At 70.6% G+C, this 17,797-nt stretch carries 24 protein-coding genes; 2 read left to right on the forward strand and 22 right to left on the reverse strand.

Annotation, left to right across the window (positions count from 1 at the left end; translation table 11 throughout):
• The 22 genes from ACFYPN_RS32935 to ACFYPN_RS33040 all read right to left on the reverse strand — a co-directional run.
• The coding region (locus tag ACFYPN_RS32935; protein ID WP_389303515.1) for a terminase large subunit domain-containing protein at positions 1-1,424 on the reverse strand (1,424 nt) is incomplete at its 3' end.
• On the reverse strand, positions 1,384-1,641 hold the full coding sequence (locus ACFYPN_RS32940; RefSeq protein WP_388640550.1) for a hypothetical protein: 258 nt from the start codon (positions 1,639-1,641) through the stop codon (positions 1,384-1,386). The genes ACFYPN_RS32935 and ACFYPN_RS32940, both read right to left, overlap by 41 nt.
• 218 nt (positions 1,642-1,859) lie before the next feature.
• The gene (locus ACFYPN_RS32945) at positions 1,860-2,138 is read right to left on the reverse strand and encodes an HNH endonuclease (protein ID WP_388640552.1); all 279 of its coding nucleotides are present in this window, start codon (positions 2,136-2,138) and stop codon (positions 1,860-1,862) included.
• A 99-nt stretch (positions 2,139-2,237) separates the two neighbouring features.
• Positions 2,238-2,459 carry a hypothetical protein gene (locus ACFYPN_RS32950; protein WP_388640554.1) on the reverse strand — a complete coding sequence of 74 codons (222 nt, stop codon included), beginning with the start codon at positions 2,457-2,459 and terminating at the stop codon, positions 2,238-2,240.
• Positions 2,460-2,974: 515 nt separating this feature from the next.
• On the reverse strand, positions 2,975-3,616 hold the full coding sequence (locus ACFYPN_RS32955) for a hypothetical protein (protein WP_388640556.1): 642 nt from the start codon (positions 3,614-3,616) through the stop codon (positions 2,975-2,977).
• Positions 3,616-4,122 carry a hypothetical protein gene (locus ACFYPN_RS32960; protein ID WP_388640559.1) on the reverse strand — a complete coding sequence of 169 codons (507 nt, stop codon included), beginning with the start codon at positions 4,120-4,122 and terminating at the stop codon, positions 3,616-3,618. Before ACFYPN_RS32960 ends, ACFYPN_RS32955 begins: the two co-directional genes overlap by 1 nt.
• The gene (locus ACFYPN_RS32965; RefSeq protein WP_388640561.1) at positions 4,119-4,535 is read right to left on the reverse strand and encodes a hypothetical protein; all 417 of its coding nucleotides are present in this window, start codon (positions 4,533-4,535) and stop codon (positions 4,119-4,121) included. Before ACFYPN_RS32965 ends, ACFYPN_RS32960 begins: the two co-directional genes overlap by 4 nt.
• Complete coding sequence (locus tag ACFYPN_RS32970; RefSeq protein ID WP_388640564.1) at positions 4,532-5,554, reverse strand: hypothetical protein; 1,023 nt, start codon at positions 5,552-5,554, stop codon at positions 4,532-4,534. Before ACFYPN_RS32970 ends, ACFYPN_RS32965 begins: the two co-directional genes overlap by 4 nt.
• On the reverse strand, positions 5,551-5,958 hold the full coding sequence (locus ACFYPN_RS32975) for a hypothetical protein (protein WP_388640566.1): 408 nt from the start codon (positions 5,956-5,958) through the stop codon (positions 5,551-5,553). Before ACFYPN_RS32975 ends, ACFYPN_RS32970 begins: the two co-directional genes overlap by 4 nt.
• Positions 5,955-6,257, reverse strand: a complete 303-nt coding sequence (locus ACFYPN_RS32980) for a hypothetical protein (protein ID WP_388640568.1) — start codon at positions 6,255-6,257, stop codon at positions 5,955-5,957. Before ACFYPN_RS32980 ends, ACFYPN_RS32975 begins: the two co-directional genes overlap by 4 nt.
• Entirely contained in the window at positions 6,254-6,457 is a 204-nt protein-coding gene (locus ACFYPN_RS32985; protein ID WP_388640571.1) for a hypothetical protein, read from the reverse strand. Before ACFYPN_RS32985 ends, ACFYPN_RS32980 begins: the two co-directional genes overlap by 4 nt.
• A 117-nt stretch (positions 6,458-6,574) precedes the next feature.
• Positions 6,575-6,829 carry a hypothetical protein gene (locus ACFYPN_RS32990; protein ID WP_388640574.1) on the reverse strand — a complete coding sequence of 85 codons (255 nt, stop codon included), beginning with the start codon at positions 6,827-6,829 and terminating at the stop codon, positions 6,575-6,577.
• Positions 6,830-6,869: 40 nt separating this feature from the next.
• Positions 6,870-7,514, reverse strand: a complete 645-nt coding sequence (locus tag ACFYPN_RS32995; protein WP_388640576.1) for a hypothetical protein — start codon at positions 7,512-7,514, stop codon at positions 6,870-6,872.
• Positions 7,515-7,598: 84 nt separating this feature from the next.
• The gene (locus ACFYPN_RS33000) at positions 7,599-8,192 is read right to left on the reverse strand and encodes a hypothetical protein (RefSeq protein ID WP_388640578.1); all 594 of its coding nucleotides are present in this window, start codon (positions 8,190-8,192) and stop codon (positions 7,599-7,601) included.
• Positions 8,189-8,428: a hypothetical protein gene (locus ACFYPN_RS33005; RefSeq protein WP_388640581.1), complete on the reverse strand. Its 240-nt coding sequence runs from the start codon at positions 8,426-8,428 to the stop codon at positions 8,189-8,191. Before ACFYPN_RS33005 ends, ACFYPN_RS33000 begins: the two co-directional genes overlap by 4 nt.
• Complete coding sequence (locus ACFYPN_RS33010) at positions 8,428-9,006, reverse strand: hypothetical protein (protein ID WP_388640583.1); 579 nt, start codon at positions 9,004-9,006, stop codon at positions 8,428-8,430. The genes ACFYPN_RS33005 and ACFYPN_RS33010 overlap by 1 nt, the downstream gene beginning before the upstream one ends.
• Positions 9,003-9,266 (reverse strand): WhiB family transcriptional regulator, encoded by a 264-nt coding sequence (locus ACFYPN_RS33015; protein WP_388640586.1) that lies wholly within the window; start codon positions 9,264-9,266, stop codon positions 9,003-9,005. Before ACFYPN_RS33015 ends, ACFYPN_RS33010 begins: the two co-directional genes overlap by 4 nt.
• Positions 9,267-9,325: 59 nt before the next feature.
• On the reverse strand, positions 9,326-10,942 hold the full coding sequence (locus ACFYPN_RS33020; protein WP_388640588.1) for a DEAD/DEAH box helicase: 1,617 nt from the start codon (positions 10,940-10,942) through the stop codon (positions 9,326-9,328).
• Positions 10,943-11,307: 365 nt separating this feature from the next.
• Complete coding sequence (locus tag ACFYPN_RS33025) at positions 11,308-13,959, reverse strand: bifunctional DNA primase/polymerase (protein ID WP_388640591.1); 2,652 nt, start codon at positions 13,957-13,959, stop codon at positions 11,308-11,310.
• Positions 13,956-14,219 carry a hypothetical protein gene (locus ACFYPN_RS33030; RefSeq protein WP_388640594.1) on the reverse strand — a complete coding sequence of 88 codons (264 nt, stop codon included), beginning with the start codon at positions 14,217-14,219 and terminating at the stop codon, positions 13,956-13,958. The genes ACFYPN_RS33025 and ACFYPN_RS33030 overlap by 4 nt, the downstream gene beginning before the upstream one ends.
• A gap of 70 nt (positions 14,220-14,289) precedes the next feature.
• Positions 14,290-14,592 carry a helix-turn-helix transcriptional regulator gene (locus tag ACFYPN_RS33035; protein WP_388640596.1) on the reverse strand — a complete coding sequence of 101 codons (303 nt, stop codon included), beginning with the start codon at positions 14,590-14,592 and terminating at the stop codon, positions 14,290-14,292.
• A complete protein-coding gene (locus ACFYPN_RS33040) occupies positions 14,589-14,909 on the reverse strand; it encodes a hypothetical protein (protein WP_388640599.1) in 321 nt (106 codons plus the stop codon). Before ACFYPN_RS33040 ends, ACFYPN_RS33035 begins: the two co-directional genes overlap by 4 nt.
• A gap of 228 nt (positions 14,910-15,137) precedes the next feature.
• Between ACFYPN_RS33040 and ACFYPN_RS33045 the strand changes: the two genes are divergently transcribed.
• Both ACFYPN_RS33045 and xerC read left to right on the forward strand, forming a co-directional pair.
• Complete coding sequence (locus tag ACFYPN_RS33045) at positions 15,138-15,539, forward strand: XRE family transcriptional regulator (RefSeq protein WP_389303527.1); 402 nt, start codon at positions 15,138-15,140, stop codon at positions 15,537-15,539.
• 380 nt (positions 15,540-15,919) lie between these two features.
• Positions 15,920-17,482, forward strand: a complete 1,563-nt coding sequence (gene xerC / locus ACFYPN_RS33050) for a tyrosine recombinase XerC (protein ID WP_388640608.1) — start codon at positions 15,920-15,922, stop codon at positions 17,480-17,482.
• The last annotated feature ends 315 nt before the right edge of the window (positions 17,483-17,797 follow it).

A 17,797-nucleotide genomic window follows, 5' to 3' on the forward strand; every position in this document is an offset into this window, starting at 1 on the left:
CCGACCCGGCGGGTCCGGGCCCCGTTCACCGCGGCGGTCAGCGGCGCCTGCTCGCGGTGGCGTACCGCGTCCTGCGTCATCGCGTCGGCCATCTGTCCGCACGCTTCGACGATGTCGTTGGTACGCAGCACCGCCAGGTGCCCGCGGTGCGGAGCGTCCTTGTCCTCCGGCGCGGTGATGCCCGCCTTCACCAGGTCGTCGATCAGCGACCCGGCCGGGGCGCCGCTGCTCGCGATGGCCACCAGCAGCGGGTCGCGTGCCGCCTTCAGCCGGACAAGCGCGGGCACCACCCACGCCGTCCCGGCCCGCCGGTCCACCAGCTCGATGTGGACCTGGCCGTCCGGCCGCCGCGACGCGACACCGATCGACGCGTGCGCCCGGTCCGCCGACACGTCGACCGCCAGCGCCACGTCACCGCCCGGCGAGGAGTCCGCATCCGCGAGTCCCGGCCACGCAGTCTTCGGCACATTCGGGTCGACGGGCGGAGTCGGCTTCCGCGTCCGGTTGAGGAAGGCCCGGTCGAACTCCGCCGGGTCGAGCTTCTCCAGCTCGGCCGCGATGATCGCCTCGGTGACCGTGTGCCCCAGCGCGGGCAGCGTCGCCCGCCACGTCGCCGGGTCCGCCCGGTCCATGTCCTCCGGGGCGAACCACTCGAAGTACGCGGCGCGCGGCCGGGCCGCAGCTGGGTTCTCGGCCAGCATTGCGAACAGCTCCTCGATGAGTGCCCGCCCGTTCGCCCGCTTCTTGTTCAGCCACACCGACTTCGTCGTGCCGCCGGCCGACGCCCACAAGAGCTGGGCCATGGCCCGGGTCAGCATGGCCGGGCTAAACGCCTGCTCCAGCCGGTCATCGACGTGGGCGAACGCCTCGTCGATGATGCCGAGATCGAGGGGCGGCCCGTGCCCGGCCGACTCGGTGTTGGCCGTGATCCCCATGCGCGACCGGGTGGCCGGCCACAGGATCTTCTCGTTGCCGTTCGACTTCCGGATGCGGGCCCGGGTGGCCAACGAGGAGCTGGAGATCTTCTCCCAGAACTCGTCCTCCCAGCGCTGCCGCGCCATGTTCCGGTCCTGCGCCGCGTAGATGATGTTCTGCTGCGGCCACGCCAACGCCCGGTGAACCTGGAGTCCCAGCATCAGCTCCGTCTTGCCCTGCTGCCGGGACACCGACAGCCCGACCTCGCGGTGCGCGAACGCCCCGGTAGCCGGGTCGAGTTCCAGGGCGACGTCGGACACGTACTTCTGCCACGGCATCGGCGGGGCGCCGAGGCGCTCCATCACCTTCCACAGCTTCGGGCCCAGCGACGGCCGGTCCGGGTGGCGCGGCGTCCCCCAGCGCGGCGGGCACGTCAGCCCGTACCGCTCTTCCAGGTCGGCGGCGAACTCAGTCGGGGGAGCCCAGGTCTCCGAGGTCGTCGTCGTCATCCGTCGCCCGCCCCTCCAGCAGCTGCGCGAGCGTCTGCCGCAGCTCGCGGTTCAGCTGCGGCAGGAGCTTGCCGTCCTCCCCACCGCCGGCGTCGATCTCGCGGGCCAGGGTGTACGCCATCTCCGCGAGGGAGGGCTCGATGCGGACCAGGTCGCCGAGCTGCTCGACGTCGGACCGCACCGCCTCCTCGACCGGGCCGGCTGGCGCCTTCGCCATCTCGCCTCCAGGGGATCGGTGCAGGTCAGCGGCCCGCGTTCATGATCACCCCGTGGCCATCGGCCCGGGGAGAGAAAAATAAAAGCTGGGCGCGGGGCTGGGAAGATGATCTTTCAAAAAAACCGGACCGGATCTGAGCGAAGTTTTCCCAAATCAGTGTGCGATTTCGTGCGTTTGACCAGGGCAAATGGCCTGTTTCGCACGTCGATTTGCTCCCCTCAGGCGTACCAGTCGCGCGAGGTGTTGAGGCGCGGGGCGTGGGAGGCGGCGCCCTTCTCCCCGTTGCAGTTCCGGCCGCAGGTGGGGCAGCGATGCACGCCGTGCGCGGGCGCCCAGTTGTCTCGGTCGCGCGGGTCGGCGCCTGCGGCGACGGGCCGGACGTGGTCGATGACGTCGGCGCCGGGGTGACCGCACAGGTGGCAGACGTCGTTGTCGGCGAGGAACGCGGCCCGGCCCTTGCGGTAGTCGTAGCTGGTGAGGTCGGCACGGCCAGCCACGGGAGCCTCCGGAGACGACGAAGGCCCACCGGGTGGGTGGGCCTGGGGTGTTCGGGCATGCGTGTGGTGCCCAAATCGTGGCGCATGTTTTGCCGCAGGTCAAGCGGCCTTGGCGCTGCGCTGGTTGTTGCGTGTCGGCTTGGCGGCGTTGCGGGCGGCGTGGACGTCTGCGACGCGGTAGAGGGGGCGCTTGGGGCTGCCGCCGCAGGGGGTGAGGATGCCGCGGCGCCGCCAGTCGCGGATGGTGGCGGGGGCGACGTCGGCGGACATGGCGGCCATCGACGTGGTGAGGGTGCCGAGGGGTGGCAGCAGGTACTCCATGTGACCAGTGTGCCGGGCTGGTACGCACATTGTGCGGACCAGGCTGGTGCGGCTTCCCGCCGCACCAGGTCGACGGGGGCCACCGTGGGCCTGCGCGGTCGTTATGGCCGTGCAGGGTGGGTGGCGACGCACTAAGGATTCTTGGGGTCCCATGCTGTGGGGCGGCGCCTGGGTTACCTAGGGGGTGGAAGCGGTTCCTACGAAGGGTGTGTCCATGTCCCGTATCACCGGTAACCCTTGTCCGCGTTGCGGTCGCCTGATCAGCTACTCGGCTCCCCGTCCGGGTGAGGAGCTGAAGGACGTCCGTCACTCCACGGTGCCCGGCCAGCCGGAGCGCTGCCCCGAGTAGCGGGCGCCGCCGCGCAAGGACCTCGGCGAAGCCTCCCGGTAGCGGGAAGCTTGGGGTGCCCTTGCACTCAGGAGGCCCCGGTCGCCGTGGTGGCGACCGGGGCCTCGGTGTGGGGGTCAGTGACCGCAGTGGGGCTTGGTCCACCAGCCGCAGGTCTCGCAGTACGTCATGCCGCGGTCTCCTTCCTGGGCGGTGTGACGGTGATCTGGGCCCCGTTCGCGCTGACGGTCACGGTGGGGGTAGTCCGGTAGTTACCTGCGGCTTTGCCCTTCCGAGAGGGGCTCCCCTCCCCCGGGGGAGGGGTTACCTGTAGGTCGCACACACTCGTGAGGTCGTCCAGATGGATGCCCGGGGACACATCGCCCTCGACCTTGAGGGAGTCCCGCACGGGGACCGTGAGGCGGTCCAGCTCGACGCGCAGCGTGTCGAACTCCCAGGGGGTGGTGTCCTTGTCGAGGGGGGCGTTGAGGGCGGTCACGATGCGGGCGAGGTGGACGCCGTTGTGGTCGCCGATCAGGTCGCGGACGAGCTGGAGGAACGTGGCGTCGGCGGCGTCCTGGCGCTCGGCGCGGAGGCCGGCGCGGAACGAGGCGAGCGTCCAGATCCCGCAGATCCACCAGAGGACGCCGTGGCCGTTGCTGACCATGGTGACGAGGACGTAGCCCCCGGCGCACAGGACGCTGACGCGGCAGGCGGTCGACTGCGTGGTCCCGACCTCGGTGGTCCAGCCCTTGATGCGGGCGGTGTTGATGCGGCTGCCTCGGGCGGTGCGGCGGACGAGCGGCCCGTTGCGGAGTCCGGCGGCCATCAGATGGTTCCCAGGATGCTGTCACCGGCGCTGTTGACGAGCGGGATGAGCGCGAGGGCGACGGTTCCAGCAATGCCGGGCGACATGCCGAGGGTGACTCCGGCGACGCTGCCGAGGGCGAGCGGCTTGCGGGACGTGTCCTTGATCTTCTTCCAGAGGGCGACCAGGACGACGAACGAGACGACGGTGAGGAGCGCGCCACCCCCGGTGAGCGCGGGGACACCGGCCGCGCCGAGGCCCTGGGTGCCGGTGCCGGTGGCTCCGCCGACGACCTTGTCTCCGGCGGCGTTGCTCATCTTGCGGACCCATCCGGCGAGGGTGCCGAGGAGCCCACCACCGCAGGACGCGGCGAGGATGCCGAGGGTGATGCCGGAGGCGAGGGGGGTGAGCGACTTCCAGTCCTTGCCGGTCTTGACGGCCTTCTGGGCGTTCCACCAGCGGATGAGGTACCAGGCGAGGACGCTGAGGCCGACGGCCAGTCCGCCGACGGTGAGGGTGGTGTTCACGTGGATGCTCCAGTCATGAGGCGGAGGACGGCGTTGAGCCAGGGCAGGGTGAGGACGGTTCCGAGGGCGACGGCGAAGAGGAGGACTCGGTAGAGCCAGCCGTCGCGGGTGTGGTTGAGGTAGGCGGTGGTGGCGAGGACGGCGATGTCGACGGTCCAGGCACCACTGGGGTGACCGGTGTTGACCATGTCGCTGAGGAAGGTGCCGGCGCCGGTGACGAGGCTGTAGCCGTCGTAGACGGGTGCGAGGGCGGCGGCGATCGCGGTCAGGTTCCACACGGGGCGGATGCCGGTGAGCCATCCCGGTTTGGTGCCACCCGTCTCGGGGGCCGGGGCGGGCTGGTAGGGGGCGGGGGGCGGTACGTAGGTGGGCGGGTAGTTGGGCGGCGGCGGGATGTGTCGGGGCTCGATCATGCGTATCCGCCTTCCATCGGGCGGTCGCCGCCGTCGGCCTGCTGATCCTTCTGGGCCCGGTGCCGGACGGTCCTGACGTAGTCGGGCTTCACGTCGAGGCGGTTGATACGCCTGACACGGTCGACGACGTCCTTGGGGGTGAAGCCCTCGGGTCCAAGCGCGGTGAGCGCGTCGAGGACGGCCTGCTTCTTGGTGAGCGCAGGCGGGCTGACCTGGGGCGTATCACCCGTATCAGGGGGCGTATCACCGTCCGTGTCATCCGTGTCATCTCGGTCGACGGTGATGCGCTCGGGCTGGTCGTGGAGGACCAGGGCGACCTGTACCGCGTCCACGATCACCCCGTAGGTGACGAGAAGAGAAGCCAGATCGGCGGGAGGCATATCAGGCTGCGCATCATGTGCGACACGGATCGCGTCCGCCGGGTCCATCTCGGCGAAGCGGCGCCGCAGCACCTCGGTTGCCGAGTGCCGGGCAGGCGGTTCCGGAGCGGCCGGCGCCGGGGGCTCGGGTTCGCTCATGATGTGCGCGATGGCGCGGGACCGGACGGTCTTCCCAGCAAGGTGGGGGGCCAGGGCCCAGGCCCAGCCGCCGAACGCGGGGAGCCGGTACGGCTGCTCGGCGCCGCGCTCGGCCCGTGCGGCGGCCCGGGGGCCAGCCCAGGACAGCTCGGAGAGCAGCAGCAGGCCGATGGTCGGGATGGCGAAGAGCAGCGCGGCAGGTAGGCCGCCGTGGATCAGGTCCGCGTGGAACCGGTTGAGGTAGACCGACACCCCGGCCATGCCGAACGCGGTGAGCCGCGCCCCGAAAGCCGAGCGGCCGGCGGCGGACGCCTCGGACGCGAGGTGCAGCGCGGCGTAGGCGATCCCGTCGAAGACGGCGAAGATACCGACCGCGATCGGCTTGGGCGCTTCGTAGTGGCGGGCGACCGCGTACAGGGACCAGCCGGTCGTGGCGAGCGCGGCCACGGACACGACCGCCTTGGCGAGGCGCGGCCCAGAGCCGGGAGCGGGGCGCTTCATCGGTCGTCACCGCCCCGGGCGGGCCAGGTGTTGCCGAGGACGTCGCGGTGCTCGGGGTGGTAGGCCCGGTTCCAGATGCACGGGTAGTCGGGGCGTCCGGGCTGCGGGAAGGCGCAGACGACGCTGTCGCCGGCGAGGGCGCCCTGGTGCCAGTCGAGGAGGTTCGGGTCGATGCCCGCGAGCGGGTCGCGGCCGGCCTGCTGGTCGAGGGCGGCGACGAGGTCGCGGAGGCGGGCCTCCAGCTGGATGGCGGCCCGGAGCATCGCACGGTCGTCGTAGACGTTGGCGGTGGCGTGCTGGGCGAGGCTGGCACGGGCGAGACAGAGCGCGGCGTCGAGGCGGGGCCCGCCGATGCTGCCCTCGAGCTCCGGGGCGTGGAGCGGCTCGTAGGGCTTGTCGCTCATCGCAGCCCCCTGGCGACGTCGCGGAGGCGGAGCGCGTAGGCGTCCGGGGTCTCACCGTCGTGGATGGACGGGAGGGCGCGGGCGGCGGTCTCGATGACCTGGGTGGCGACGACGTCGGGCAGCTGGTCGGTGATGACGAGGCTGGCGCCCCGGAGGTAGTCGTTGAGGGCGTCGAGGGTGAGGGGCTGGTGCGGGTCCTCGGAGAGGAGCGCGGACGCCACGGCGGTGAGGATCTGCTGCGGGCGGGTCGGCGCGTCGAGGAGGTGGTGGAGCTCGGTGTTGAAGGCGTCGATGCTCACTGGGCACCGCCGGTGCAGGTGCACTCCTCGAAGGGGCAGCGGCAAACGGGGCAGCGGCGGGTGATGGTGCCGGTGACACCGTCGGCGGTGCGCACGGTGCTGACCGTGCGGCCGACGGTACGGCGGATGGTGCCGACAGCGATCACACGCCGGTCGGGCAGGCTGCTGCGCGCGGCAGCGGGCATGGCACGATGAGCCATAGCCGTCTCCTTGGTGTCTCAAGGTGAGCGGTAGGTGGTCGGCCGTGTTGAAGCACGGTCGGCACCCCGGGTAGCAGCCCCTCAGCTTGGCGGTGCAGTCGCCAGTCGCTGGGGGGTCTACTTGTCTCTGTTCGGTTGTTTGGCGAGCGCGGGCGGCGGTGCAGTCGCCGGTCCGTACTCGTTGATCGCTCTTCGTACGGCGCGGACGTCGATCCCGATTTCTCGGGCGACAGCCGACTTGGAGCCGAGGATGACCACTCCTTCCGCGAACGCTTCCGCTCGCCTTCGGGCGCTGGCCACCATCTCGTCTCGCAATTCGCGCTGTCGCCGAGACTCGGTTTCAACGCGCTCGCGCCAGTTGGTTGCTGGCACCCCATCAGCCTACTAGGATGGGGTGTCCTATGGCAAGCTTCTACACCACGTGAGCTGCCACCCCCTCGTCGATCCGCTGCTTCAGCCCGGCCCACGTGGCCGGCGGGTAGGTGGCGCTGCACCACCGGCAGGTGACGATCTGCTCGCCCGCGCGGTAGCGGAGCACCGCCCCGCAGGTCTCGCCGCTGGTGCCCGCGCTCGGGCACGTCCCGAGGCGGATGCCGCGCTCCACCGGGAAGAGGACGCCCCGGACGTCGCGCACCAGGTCCCGTACCTCGGTCGCCAGCTCGGACGCCTGCGGCCAGCACCCGGCGATCCACGGGAGGTTGGCGATCAGCCCGCCGACCGCCCCGGCGAGACGTGACTCCGTCCCCCCGCGGTGTGGGTCGACGTCGATGCCCCGGTCGCGCCGTACGGCGTCCAGCCAGTCCTCCAGGACACCGACCATCCCCCCGGGTCCGCGAAGGTCGAGGACCTCCTCGCGCACGGGCATCGGCGCGTACACCGGGGTGCTGCCCCGTCCCAGCCCCGCAGGAGCGCTGCCCGGGGCGAGGCAGGGCGCCAGCGCCGCGTACAGCTCGGGCAACGCCTCCAGGCGGACGTGGAGCCCCTTGGTGCACAGGGCGCAGATCTGACCGTCAGTCGGGCGGTCGCACAGCGGGCAGGGAATCACGGTGACGGTCACGGCAGGCTCCGGTTCGTGCGGTGGGACAGGTCTGGTGTTGGGCGCCGGCCGGGACGGTGCGGGCGACACGTCCCGGCCGGCGGGTCAGGTGGTGGGCGGGAGGTTCGCCTCGACCTCAGTGAGGTCGCGGAGCTGCTCGTACTTCTCGTCCGTGGTGTGCCCGTCCCACACCGGGTCGGTGGCGAGGGTGGCCCGGACATGCGCGAAGAGGTCGAGGTCCCGTTCGGCGATGTGCCACGTCATCTGCCCGGCCGGGGTCTCCACGGTGACGACCGCGTACTCGGGGGCGCCCGGGTCGGTGGGGCCGATGTGCGACGGGTGGATCGCGGCAAGGTGCGCGACCAGGTGGGCGCGCTCGCGGTACACGGTGTCGAGTTGGGCCTCGGCGGCGCGGTACTGCTCGGCCAGCTGGAGGTATCCGGCGTGCTGGTTGCCGAGGCTGGCGGCGAGGTTCTGGTTGCTCGTCAGGTACAGGGCGGCGCGGCGGCGGGCGGCCGTCCAAGCAGCGCGGAGACGCTTCGCTGCGGCCTCTGCGGCCCACACGGCCCGCACCGCACCGACGTAGGCACGCTTGTTGCTCTCGCAGACCGCCTCCAGCGTGTCGATCCGGGCGTACAGCGTGTCGAGCTGGTCGCTGGTGAGGTCGTCGAGCGGAATACGGTCGGGCGTCGTGGTCATCGGGTTGGCTCCTCGGTGGTGAAACCGATGACGATCTGGTCGTCCTGGGCGTGCACGGTGAGCGAGTCGTCGGCGAGCAGCTCGTCCGCGGGCATCCCGTGCACCTCCCGGTAGGTGACGGCGGCGGCGCGGAGCGCGGCGGTGATGTCGCCGACGTAGGCGCCGATGGGTTCGGCCGCGGGGACGATCCACCGGCGGGTGGTGGAGGTGACCGTCTCGGTGGCGAAGGTGGGCATCAGCGGGTCTCCTCGGACGGGGCGGGGGCGAACACGGCGGCGAGCGCCTCGGACGCGTCCTGGCGCAGTTCCAGCACCTCGGTGGCGGACACCGGGCGCATCACCGCCGCGTCCAGGTCGTCGCCCTGCCAGGCCACGACCTGCCACGTGCCGGGGGTCATCCCGGCGACGGGCTCGGCCAGTTCGAGGTAGCAGCCGGTGTCGAGGCCGCGCAGATCCTCGCCGTTGTCCAGCTCGACGTCGAAGCAGTTCACGGTCACGGTCACGGTCTCGGTGATGGTCAGGTCAGTGGTCATCGGGTGTCTCCGGGGTGGTGTGTCGGCCGGGTGGCCGGGACGGTGGACGTGGGGTGTCGGTGGGATGCTGGGCGGGCGGCCGGCCCCGTTCGACCCGGGGTCGATGTCCGACACCCAGGCGGTCGTCCCGCCGAGCACCGTCTCCACGGCGGCGTCGAGGCCCCGGTAGCCGGAGCAGACGGAGCCGATCCGCAGGCCGTGCGGCGCGGTCATCTGCCCGGGGATCGCCGGGACGGGCGGCAGGTCGAGGACCCGGCGGGCCCGGTCGAGGGCGGTCGTCACGCCGCTGTCCTCCAGCTCTTGGCGATCTGGGCCCGCTCGCGCGGGGTGTGTCCGCCGAGGACGCCGTGGCGGTTGTCGGCGCATGCGTTGCCCTCGGCGGCGAGCGCCTCGGCGAGGCAGGGGCGGCGCACCGGGCAGCCGGCGCAGATCTGCTTTGCCGCGCGGCCGCTCTCCCCGCGCTCGGGGAAGAACAGCTCCGGGTCGGTCTGGGCGCAGATCGCCTGCTCGGCAATCTCGGCGGCGGTGATGGTCTTGGTCATGCCTTCCTCCGTGGTGTGATGGGTGGGGAGGCCGGGCCTGGTAACGACAGGCCCGGCCTTCATGCAGCTACGGGCACGCCGACCACGAGGGCGAGCACGCTGCTCACCCGGTGGATGGCCTGGAGGTCGCCGACCTCGCCAGCTGTTGCCCCGATCGGGACGGGGATGCTGCGGGCCCGGCAGTAACCGATCTGCCGAGAGGTGGCGGGCCGCTTCCGCCACGCGGCGTGCTTCGCGACGAAGTGCGCCGGGGCGAGCGCCCGGCCGGCGCGCTCAGCCCACTGCATGGCCTCTGGAAGAGGCATGGCAGGGTCCGGGCTCGGCGCGCGTACACCGCCGTTGGCGTCCCAGCGGCGGACGCGGTAGGTCCGGCCGCCCAGGTCGCGGACGAGAAAGAGAAACAGGTCCTGGCGGAGAGGGATGAACCAGGTGCCGGCCTCGGTCCGCAGCCACTGCGTGGCGGACTGGCCGAAGAGGCTGAACTCCTCCATGTGCAGCTGCTGCACGACCAGCCGCCGGGCCTCTTCCGCCCGGTGCTCCTCGGCGACCTCGCGCAGCGGCCTGTCCTCCGGCACCTCGCCGATCTCCTGCGCGGTCAGGTCGACGATCGACGCGAGCTTGTGGCGGGTCGAGGCACCCATGACGTCGAGGACCAGGGCGTCGCGCTTGCCTTCGTGGAGGCGGAGGCCGCGGCCGACCATCTGGCAGTAGAGACCGGGCGACTTGGTCGGGCGGGCGATGACTACGCAGGACGTCCACGGGGCGTCGAACCCCTCGGTGAGCACCATGCAGTTCGTGAGCACCTGCACGGCGCCGCTCTTGTACCGGGCCAGCTCCTGGGCGCGCTGCTCGCGCGGCATGTCGCCCCAGATCGCGGCGGCCGTCACCCCGGCGTCGGTGAACGCGGTGGCCATCGACTGGGCGGTGGCCACGGTCGGGGTGAAGACGACGCCGGGCCGGTCGGCGGCGTGCTGGGTGTACGCGGCCGCGATGGTGGCGGCGGCGCCGGAGTCGTCGAGCGCTTGGCCCAGCTGCCCGTCGGCGAGGTCGCCGTTGCGGGTCTTCACCTTGTCGAGGTCGAGGCCGGCCACGGTGACGCGCTTCCCGCGGACGTCGCACAGGTAGCCGTCGCTGATCATGTCGAGGATGTCGAGGGTGTAGACGACGTCCTGCCAGACTTCGGCGAGACCACCGTCGGTGCGGGTCATGGTCGCGGTGAACCCGGCGACCGGGACACCGCTCCACGCGCCGAAGTGAGCGAGCACCTGGCGGTACGTGGCGGCGGCCGCGTGGTGGCACTCGTCGACGATGACCATGCCGATGTCCTGGATGGCCTCCCGGCGGCGGGCCACGGCCAGGGTCTGCACGGAGGCCACGACGACGTCCACGAAGCGGTGGTGGTTGCGCTCGGCCTTGACGATGCCGACCTTGAGGTCCGGGCAGACGGCGCGGATCTTCGCGGCGGCCTGCTCGATGAGCTCTTCGCGGTGCGCGATGACCAGCGCCCGCTTGCGTCCGAGCTGGGCACGCATCTGCTCGATGAGATTGGCGAACACGACGGTCTTGCCGGCGCCGGTCGGCAAGACGATCGCCAGGCGGTTGGTCGGTCCAGCCCATCCGGCGGTGAGGGCCTGGATAGCGGCGGTCTGGTACGGGCGCGGGGTGAAGGCGTTCACTCGGGTCACCTCGTTGTGAGTGCTGGGGCTTTGCAGGGACTGCAGGGAGCCGCAGGAAGTGGTGCAGGGACTTGCGGAGCGCCGGTGTGGCGCTCTGGCCTGTGGTTTTGCAGGGACGCAGGGACTTGCAGGGAGGAACTCATAGGTCTGCGCAGTGAGGGAGCTGGAGAACTTCGCATCACACGCAGAGGTATGTGTGGTGTGCGATGTGTGTGTGATGCGCACGGTGTAAGGGGAGTGGGGCCGGGCCCCGGCAACTCCCTGCCTCCCGGCGGGGGCGCAGGTCAGGGGCCGTGCAGGGAGCCGGTCAGCTCCCTGCACGGGTCCCTGCAAGGTCCCTGCGGTCCCTGCATCGCGTGGGGTCGTCACTGCTCGGCCCCGGGGCGCTCGTGCGCCTCGACGCGCCAACGGTTTGAGCAGCGGTGCGAGTCCCACACGCGGATGATCCGGAGGTCGCCGAAAAAGCGGCCGTCCCGGGCCTTGAGCCATCCGCCCAAAACGTTCGCGCTGGGCAGCTCGCCCGTCTTCGGGTGGCGCGGCGCGTGCTCGGCCAGGGTGCTGCCTGCCGCACCCGCCGTGATGATCTCGTCGCCGAACCGCTCACGCCAGGCGATGAGGAAGGCGGCCCACTCGGCGGTCTCGCTGTCCTGCCGCATGGCGTCGGCCCGGTCAGTCAGCCACCCGGGGACGCCGAGGAAACCGAGGAGGCCGGCCAGCATGCTGGCCCACTCGGAGTAGTCGCCCATGCGGGTACGGACGGTGGGTGCTCCGGCGGCCACCCACGCCCGGACCATGGTCACCAGGGCGGCGACGACCGTGGAGGCGTTCGCCCGAAGCCAGGGCCGGAGGTCGCCGACCTTGAACCCGTCGCGCTGGTCAGGGTCGGGGACGTTCGGGTTGAGGCGGACCCAGAGGGCGCGGCGCCCGTTGTCCCCGCCGGTCTGCAGCCCGTTTCCGGTGAGGATCCACAGCCGGTCGTTCGGCATGCTGACGGCCGAGCTGGCGCCGAGGACCCGGTCGCCCCATGTCTCTGTGGTCAGCAGCGCGGACAGCACCGGGCTCTTGATCGTGTAGCCGTTGGGCAGGTTGTCGAGGACGATGACCGGCTGCCCGGTGGTGTAGAGCTGGGTGGTGATCGACTTCCGCAGCTCGGTGTCGTTCTCCGGCCACGGCGTATCCGAGCTGCCGTAGGCGTACTTGAAGATGTCTTTCAGCAGGGTCTTACCGGACCCGGCCGAGGTGGACGACACGATCACCATCGGGGTCGGCCCGTGGAAGTACGGGCGCAGGATTGGGGTCAGCAGCGCGCCGAGGAAGTGGGCCCGGTGGGCGGGCTTCTCCCACGGGAAGTCGGCCAGCATCTGGTGCAGCACGATGTCCTTGGCCCTGGCGAGCGAGTCCGCGGTGACCTCGGCCCGCAGGCGCCGGAGCGCGACACGAGGGTGGAGGTACAGACCCGTCGCCGCGTCGTAGCCGGGCGCCTGGAGCAGGGACCCATCGGGCCGCACCACGGGGGAGGTGACAATGCCTCGGAGCGGGGGGAGCGGCCAGTCCTTCCGGCCGAGGATCGTGCCGCACGTCTTCGGCATGAGGAGCTCCCGCTCCTCCCGCTCCATCTCGGTCTTCGGGTCGACGCGCACGGTGTAGCTGCTCAGCTGGTCCGCGAGGTAGGCGCGCAAGTTGTCCGTGCCCAGGGTCTTCACCTCGGGGGACCCGCTGTCGTCCTGGTGAACCCAGCACGGGCCGCCGCTGCGCTTGTAGAGGTCGGGCAGCTGCCCGGTCCGCATGAGGTCGAGCACCCCGTCGATGGCGTCCGCCTCGATGGTGATGTCGAGAGTCGGGCGGGCGGTCGGGACGACCTGCAAATCGGGCGGCGTGTGCTCGCTGTGCTCCTCGGGCGAGGCGCCCGGGTCGAGAGCGGCCGAGCCGTCGCTGAACGGTCCGGCCGGCGCCGGGGCGGGCGCCAGACGTCGGCGAGCAGGTTCGGACCCGAAGCCCTGGCGTCGGAGCTCGGCTGCTGCAGCCTTGTGGTTGCCGCCGTGGTGCAGCTGGGCGTAGGCACCGAACTTCGAGTAGGGCACCTCGGCCTGGAAGTCGCTGCTGGTGGTGAAGACGTACAGCCGGTCGGAGTCTGCCCGGCCGGTGGTGGCCTTGATGCCGGCCTGCCCGTCCGCCCACCCCCAGTACGTGGTGTGGCCCCGGGTGATGACCGGTCGGAAGACGCCGTGAAGGATCTCTTCCCACTCGACCTTGCGCTCGTAGTCTTCGCCGGGACGGAGCCCACCGTCGGGCAGGGGCGGCATGGGCCGCAGCGTCGCCTTCGGAGTCTCGGCCTTCGGCAGTGTGTCGACCATTCGGCACACCTCGCGGATAGCGTCCAGGACGTCAGCGGCGATGGTGGGAATGGTGCCGGGCCCGCCCTCGACCTGACGGTAGGGGCGGCCGGTGGCGTGCACGGTGCCGGAGCTCGGCTCGACCAGCCCGTACCCGCCCTCGCCGCGTGTCTCGATCTGGACGCGCACGATGCGGGCGGTCGGCTTCTCCGCCAGGCGCTGCTTCTCCTCCGGGGTGTACTCCTCCGGACGGGCGAGCCGCGACGCCAACTTGGTGTTGCCGGGTACCGGCGCGCCGTCGGGGCGGACACGGAAGTGCCGGCCGCCGGACGGAGACTCGCTGGCCCACCCGGTGAGGATCGCCTGCCATTCCTCGCCCAGCCCCGAGCCCATCATGATCTCGGTGACGTCGTCGAGGAGACCCTCCTCGATGGCGGAGCCCTCGAACTCGATCATCTCGACGCCACCAGACACCGCGCCATAGACGACGGCGATGCCCGCGGTGCTGCCCGCGGGGAACCACGCGTCGTGCTCAGCCGGGGTGGAGCGGGTCACCTTGTACGGGGTCCAGGAGCGGACGGCCGGGGCCTTGGTGCCGTCGGCCTTGATGGGGAGCACGCACAGCCCGGCGTCGTGCAGCTCGCGGGCGGCGGCCCGCATGTCGGGAGTCTGCGCATCAGTCACTGGTGGTTCTCCTGGCGTGCAGGGCAGGCGGCCCGGTGGGTGTCGGCAGCGGTGGCGGTGAAGGCGGCGACAGCGGCGGGGCCGTTCACGACCTCGCTGCGGTAGTTGCAGCGGACGCACTCGTAGCGGGCGCGGGGCGGGCGGTGCGTCTCTTCGGGGCCGCGGTTGTTGCCGAAGTCGATGAAGAGGCAGGCCATGACGCGCTGGGCCTGGGCCGGACGGCCGGGGGCGGTGGGCACCCCAGTCGTTGCGGCGGTCATGGGCTGGGTCACTGGCACACCGGCTTAGCGGCGTACTCCTGCGGGCTGTCAGTGCCCTCTCGTACAGTGGTCATCGAGCGCTTCCGATCTGCTTCGCGGCTGTATCTGTGGTGCGTTCGCTCGATGCCGTCAGGGCTCCACCCCTGGCGGCATCGCTGTTTTCTAGGCCGAGGAAGGCCAGGAGGTCGCGCCGCCGGACTCGGTACGTGCGGCCGAGCGGTACGACGGGCACGGGGAATTCGTCCTCCTTGATGAGCCGGTAGCCGAGGTCCCGGCCGATACCGAGGGCCGCGAATGCCTGCTCGGCGGTGGTCATGGCGGGGAGCGCGAGAACCTCGTTCTCGGTCAGTGCTGCGGCGGTCTTGGCGCTCATGCCGTCACCGCCTGGCGCTGCGCCTTGGCGTCGATGAAGACGCGGCCGGCGCGCTCGCACGGAACGAACAGGACCATCAGGTCCACACCGATCGCGGTGGCGATCCGCTGCGCCTTTTCCCGGGTGATGAACCGCGTCGCCCCGGAGAGCAGGCCGCCGACGGTGCCGTGGGGGACAGCGGCGACCTTGGCGAGGTCGCGGGTCGTGAGCCGCGCCCCCGTTCCGGTCCGCCTCATCAGCCGTGCCAGGAGCTCACGGTCATAGATGCGGCACATGGGTGCCTCGCTCATGTTCACCTCGCTGAGTGTGCCGTTCATTTTTCTGAACGCACCGAGCATTGCATGACCTGAACGAACTGTCCAGATAGTTGAAAATCAGGCGCGCCGCACGGCCCTGCGCCCTCCTTGCGCCCTAGCGCATCCGTGTCATTGCCTGAACAATCCGTTCAGGTCGCACGATGGCCCCCGGTTGCGACATGGTGAGATGGGGCTGTACGCGAGTGATCACCCTGAACAGCCACGCACTGGAGCGACAGGATGAGTGTCATGATCGAAAACGGGGCGAACACCGACGTCGAGACGACGGAGTTCGCAGACCTGATCCGCGGGCGGAGGGCGGAGCTGGGGCTGAGCCTGAACGAATTCCAGGCGCGCAGTATCGACCCGGTGACGGGCGCCCAGGTGAAGAGCGGGTGGACGCACCGACTGGAGACCGGCGAGCGGGTGATTCCACCCCGCCTTCCGCAGTTGCGGGCGCTCGGGGCCGCAACCGGTCTGCCCTTGGGGAAGCTCCAAGACGCGGCCAGCGCTCAGTTCTTCGGCATCGAACGGGTGTGGGCAGAGAGCGGCGAGGCATCCGCTCTCGTCCGGCGGGCCAGTAAATTGACGGCGGACCAGCGGGAGCAGCTGCTACGCCTGATCGACGCGTTCGCGCCACCAGGTGAGTGAATATGCCGTTGGCCTTGGCGTAGCAGAGTGTGAAACCCCCCGAAAGGGTGTAGGCACCAACGCTTTGTAGTGACATGATGTCCGCACGTGACGGAGCGCACATAAAGCGGAGTTGTACGCTCCAGGAATCGAACAGTTGAGCGAACGGGGGCCGAGCGATGGACGCATCGACGAAGGCGGCGAGCACGGGGGCCGTGAGGTACGCGGTGAGCGCGGATGTCCCCACCGGGCGGCACGTTGTAGCGATTCAGACGCTCACGGGCGTGGTCATGGTTGTACGGGAGGGCAAAATTACTCCTGAAGTACTCGTCGAACTGCACGAGATGTACGACGCCCTCACCGCGTGCGGCATCCTCGGACAGCAGCAGAAGGAGTAAGCCGTGGCCACGTCCCGTCGCGCGGGTAGCGTCAGCAAGCGATGCGAGTGCCGAGGGGCTGACGGCCGCCTGTTGAGCGCGGCCTGCCCGAAGCTGGCCCGCAAGAACCACGGTGCCTACTTCGTCCGCCAGGAACTACCGCTCGACGCCGAGGGGAAACGCCGGCCCTTTCGGCGGACCGGGTACGCCACGGTCAAGGACGCCCAGGGCGACCTCGACAAGCTCCGCTCGATCCTCGACCTCCCAGACGAAGACGACGAGGAGGGTGCACGCCGCGTCGGCGACCTCCTCCAAGGCGTGATGCGGGACCGTAAGGACATCCCGGACCCCGCCGAGGTGAGACGCCGCCTCGGCGTCGGAGTAGACCTCGAAGGCAAGTCGACCATGAGCCAGCTGTTCGACTCCTGGCTCGACTCGAAGAAGACCCGCAACACGACGACGAACGGGTACCGGTCCCACGTTCGCTTCCACCTGGACCCCGCGATCGGGCACTACCGGGTCGACCGGTTCGGCGTCGGCCAGGCGCAGCAGTTCTTCGACGCTCTCGCAGATCGGGCCGACGTGATCCGCGCGGAGAATGCAGCCCGCCGTGAGCAGGTGGCCCGTGCGACGTGGCCGGGCGGTGGCCGACCACCAGAGGCAGAGCGGGCCCGCCTGGCACAGGAGCGCGCGAGACTGGCGGCGATGCCCCCGTTCCGCCGCGTGACCGGGCCTGCCACCGTGCAGAGCATCCGGCGCACGCTGAGGATCGTGCTGAACTACGCGATCAAGAAGCAGCTGACCGAGTTCAACGCGGCGAAGCACGTGGAGCTGGCGCCCGCGGCCAGGCCCAAGGGACTCCTCTGGACCGAGGAGCGAGAGGCGCGGTGGCGGGAGACGGGTCAGAAGCCGTCCCCGGTCATGGTCTGGACCCCGGCGCAGCTTGGCCAGTTCCTGGACGCAGCCGAGGGACACCGGTTCTACGCGTTCTACCACCTCGTTGCGCACCACGGGTTCCGTCGGGGCGAGGGGGCGGGCCAGGACTGGGAGAACGTACAGCTCGACCTCGCCACGGTGACCGTTGCGAAGGAGCTGGTGGTCGACGGCTGGACCCCCGTGGAGACCGAGCCGAAGACGGCGGGGTCAGCGGGCACGGTGCACATCGACCGGGGGACCGTCGAAGTGCTGCGGGAGCACAGGGCCCGCCAGGAGGCCGAGCGAGACGCCAGGCTGTCGGCGGGCAAGGTGTGGCACTCCACCGGCAAGGTGTTCACCACGGAGGACGGCTCGTGGGTGCACCCGGAGGAGTTCTCCGACGGGTTCCGGGAGATCCTGGCGACGACCGACCTTCCGCCCATCAACCTGCGGGACCTGCGCCACGGGGCAGCGGCCCTGGTGAAGGCCGGCGGCGGCGACCTTCACGACGCGAAGGTGAAGCTGCGGCACTCCACGATCGTGCTTACGAGCGACACGTACATGGAGCTGTTCCAGGACTACCAGGAGGAGCTGACCGAGCGCGCGGCGGCCGTGGTGCCGCGCGCCAGGAAGAAGGCCGAGAGCAACCCGGTGAAGTCGCTGGCGGAGTAAGCTTGTTGAGGAACAGAGGAAGGCCCCGTCACCCCAGGTGGCGGGGCCTTCCTGCTGGCCCCCTGCTGGCCCCAACGCCACCCAACGACACCGTACGAGACCACACGAAGCCGCATGGGCGAAAGCGGGAGAGACGCGCGTACTGGCCCTGACCAGCGCGGGAGCCTACGGGGCCGATCAAGGACAACGGGATCACACGAGACCCATGGAGCAGACGGCAGACTTTTAATCCGTTGGTTGTGGGTTCGAGTCCCACACGGCCTACCGAGAAACCCCAGCTCAGAGCGTGTGTGAGCTGGGGTTTCCGTCGTTCTC

The organism is Streptomyces sp. NPDC005576 (genome assembly GCF_042871745.1).
Lineage (GTDB): Bacteria > Actinomycetota > Actinomycetes > Streptomycetales > Streptomycetaceae > Streptomyces.

Coding starts and splice junctions, on each gene's coding strand:
- ACFYPN_RS32940 (WP_388640550.1), bottom strand. CDS start 1,641: ATGGCGAAGGCGCCAGCCGGCCCGGTCGAGGAGGCGGTGCGGTCCGAC.
- ACFYPN_RS32950 (WP_388640554.1), bottom strand. CDS start 2,459: ATGGAGTACCTGCTGCCACCCCTCGGCACCCTCACCACGTCGATGGCC.
- ACFYPN_RS32955 (WP_388640556.1), bottom strand. CDS start 3,616: ATGGCCGCCGGACTCCGCAACGGGCCGCTCGTCCGCCGCACCGCCCGA.
- ACFYPN_RS32965 (WP_388640561.1), bottom strand. CDS start 4,535: ATGATCGAGCCCCGACACATCCCGCCGCCGCCCAACTACCCGCCCACC.
- ACFYPN_RS32970 (WP_388640564.1), bottom strand. CDS start 5,554: ATGAAGCGCCCCGCTCCCGGCTCTGGGCCGCGCCTCGCCAAGGCGGTC.
- ACFYPN_RS32975 (WP_388640566.1), bottom strand. CDS start 5,958: ATGAGCGACAAGCCCTACGAGCCGCTCCACGCCCCGGAGCTCGAGGGC.
- ACFYPN_RS32985 (WP_388640571.1), bottom strand. CDS start 6,457: ATGGCTCATCGTGCCATGCCCGCTGCCGCGCGCAGCAGCCTGCCCGAC.
- ACFYPN_RS33000 (WP_388640578.1), bottom strand. CDS start 8,192: ATGACCACGACGCCCGACCGTATTCCGCTCGACGACCTCACCAGCGAC.
- ACFYPN_RS33005 (WP_388640581.1), bottom strand. CDS start 8,428: ATGCCCACCTTCGCCACCGAGACGGTCACCTCCACCACCCGCCGGTGG.
- ACFYPN_RS33015 (WP_388640586.1), bottom strand. CDS start 9,266: ATGACCAAGACCATCACCGCCGCCGAGATTGCCGAGCAGGCGATCTGC.
- ACFYPN_RS33030 (WP_388640594.1), bottom strand. CDS start 14,219: ATGACCGCCGCAACGACTGGGGTGCCCACCGCCCCCGGCCGTCCGGCC.
- ACFYPN_RS33035 (WP_388640596.1), bottom strand. CDS start 14,592: ATGAGCGCCAAGACCGCCGCAGCACTGACCGAGAACGAGGTTCTCGCG.
- ACFYPN_RS33040 (WP_388640599.1), bottom strand. CDS start 14,909: ATGAACGGCACACTCAGCGAGGTGAACATGAGCGAGGCACCCATGTGC.
- ACFYPN_RS33045 (WP_389303527.1), top strand. CDS start 15,138: ATGATCGAAAACGGGGCGAACACCGACGTCGAGACGACGGAGTTCGCA.